At 69.4% G+C, this 2,217-nt stretch carries 3 protein-coding genes; 1 reads left to right on the forward strand and 2 read right to left on the reverse strand.

Going from position 1 to position 2,217, the window contains the following annotated elements; translation table 11 throughout:
* Positions 1–435, forward strand: a 435-nt coding sequence (locus VEG08_14025; GenBank protein HXZ29106.1) for an OmpA family protein, incomplete at its 5' end; no start/stop codon positions are given.
* Positions 436–469: 34 nt separating this feature from the next.
* On the opposite strand, the gene VEG08_14030 is transcribed toward VEG08_14025, so the two are convergent.
* On the reverse strand, positions 470–955 hold the full coding sequence (locus VEG08_14030) for a hypothetical protein (protein ID HXZ29107.1): 486 nt from the start codon (positions 953–955) through the stop codon (positions 470–472).
* Entirely contained in the window at positions 952–2,103 is a 1,152-nt protein-coding gene (locus VEG08_14035) for a PrsW family glutamic-type intramembrane protease (protein HXZ29108.1), read from the reverse strand. Before VEG08_14035 ends, VEG08_14030 begins: the two co-directional genes overlap by 4 nt.
* Between the last annotated feature and the right edge of the window lie 114 nt (positions 2,104–2,217).

Below are 2,217 nucleotides of genomic sequence, written 5' to 3' on the forward strand. Positions count from 1 at the left end.
ATCGTGGGCGCCAGCACCGGCATCCACGGCGTGCTGGAGGACCTGGGCGCCAAGGTCACCGAGCAGGAGATCCGCATCGAGCTGGCCGCCGACGTGCTCTTCGACTTCGACAAGTACACGCTCAAGCCCGAGGCCACGGCCGCGCTGGGCAAGGTGGGCCAGGTGGCGGCCGCCTATCCCGACTACACCATGCTCATCGAGGGCCACACCGACGGCAAGGGCACCCACGCCTATAACATGCGCCTCTCCGACCAGCGGGCGAACTCGGTGAAGGAGTGGCTGGTGCGGAACGCCTCGATGGCGGCCGGGCGCATCACCACCAAGGGCTGGGGAGAGACCAAGCCGGTGGCCCCCAACAAGAACCCCGACGGCTCCGACAATCCCGAGGGGCGGCAGAAGAACCGGCGGGTGGAGATCCTGCTGCGCAAGCCGTAAGACAGTTTCCAGTTTCTCGTTTCCAGTTTCCAGGTCAGGGGCGCGACTTGGGCGGCGCCTTGGGCTTGCCCTGGCTGCCCTGGCTCTGTCCCTGAGCCTGCCCCGCCTCCATCAGCACCGCCACCTGTCCCGTCTGCTGGTCACGGGAGAAGGTGGCGTTGTACTGGCCCTCCTGGAAGGTCCAGGAGGTGGAGAAGGGATCGGTGCTGGGATCGGAGATCTTGCCGTCCACCGAGTAGGTGCCGGCGGGAAAGCTCTTGGTCTCGGTGTGGCCGGGGGCGATCTCGAAGCGCACCAGCTCGGTGCCCTGCTTCATGGTGACGGTCAGGACGTAGTGGGTGCCGTTGGTGAGGGCAAGCGAGACCCCGGTGGAGGAGGCGGTCATCACGTGACCGCCGGAGCCCGCCGCTCCGCTGCCCGCGCTGCCGCCGCCCGAAGCCTGCTGGTAGAGATAGTAGCCGCCGGCGGCCAGGCCGGCCACCACCGCCAGCGCCGCCATCCACGACAAGAAGGACTTCATGATTGCCTCGCTGCCATCTGCGCCACCACCACCTTGCCGGTGTAGCGCGCGATCAAGGGTGCAAACGCCGTCCGGTCGGGAGGAGCGTCGCCCTTCCAGTGGAGCATGAGAAAGGCGAGCCGGCGATACGAGAGCACGTATTGCAGGAAAGCCCAGACGCGCCGCACCGTGGCCCGCAACTGGGGATATCCCCAGCCCCGCTGCCAGGGACGCTTCCAGTAGGCGAACCAGGCGGAGGCGGGCAGGCGGCGGAAGCCGCGCAGGGTGCGCCACAGCAGCAGGCGCTCGACCGCCAGCGTGAGCAGGATCAGGGCCAGCAGCACGTAAGGCGAGAGGCGCCCGTTGCCGTCGAGCTGCCACATCCAGCGCACCGGCGCCAGCCAGGGCTGGGAGAAGCCGAAGGTGGCGAAGTTGGCGAAGGCGTGGTCCACCATCATCCAGAAGAGCGCGAGGAGAGCGGCCACCACGGCGGGCACCAGCCAGCGGCGCCAGCGCCAGGCGTACATGAGGAAGCCCAGGGCGAGGGCGACGAAGGCGGTGGCGGCGCCGTGGCCGAGAAAGCCGCCGTAGCTGTCGGGAAAGAGAGCGAGGCCGAACAGCGCCGGGCCGGAGGGCGTGGGATAGGAGTGGGCGCCGCGGAAGGCGTCCTCCAGCAGCCCAAAGCCGCTGCCCAGGGCGGCGCCGCAGAGCATGAGATCGCAGGCCCCGTAGCTGATGCGGAAGCCGCGCCAGCCCGCCAGCACCAGCAGCAGCAGCGGCAGGACCTTGCCGATCTCCTCGCTGACGGGCGCCACCAGCACGCTGCCCACCACCGGCAGGTGGCCGCCGAAGATCACCCTCTCGATCACGTACTGCACGCCCACGATCACCCAGGCGAACAGAGAGCCGGCGAGGAAGAAGTTGTAGATCGTCCCCCAGCGCACCGAGCGCACGGGATAGGTGAGGACGGCGAGGATGACCAGGAACGAGAGCTGGTGCCAGTAGGTAGGCCAACTGCGTCCGGCCACCAGGATCACGGCGCCGGCGATGACGCGCGCCGCCCACAGGATGTCGCCCAGGTAGCTGCGCCAGGCGGGAGCAGGGGCGGCGGGCGGGCGCGCGGCCACGGGCGCCGGGCGGGCAGAGCGCGGGCTCACTTGGGCGGCCATGGACGCGTCTCCGTGGAGCCGTCGGGATAGGTGATCTGCACCTGGCCCTGGTTGGGTTGGTACTCGACGTAGGCGTTGGGGTCGACGCCGAGATCGGCGGCGGTGGGCGGGGTG

It is taken from the genome of Terriglobales bacterium (genome assembly GCA_035624475.1).
Taxonomy (GTDB): domain Bacteria; phylum Acidobacteriota; class Terriglobia; order Terriglobales; family Acidobacteriaceae; genus DASPRL01.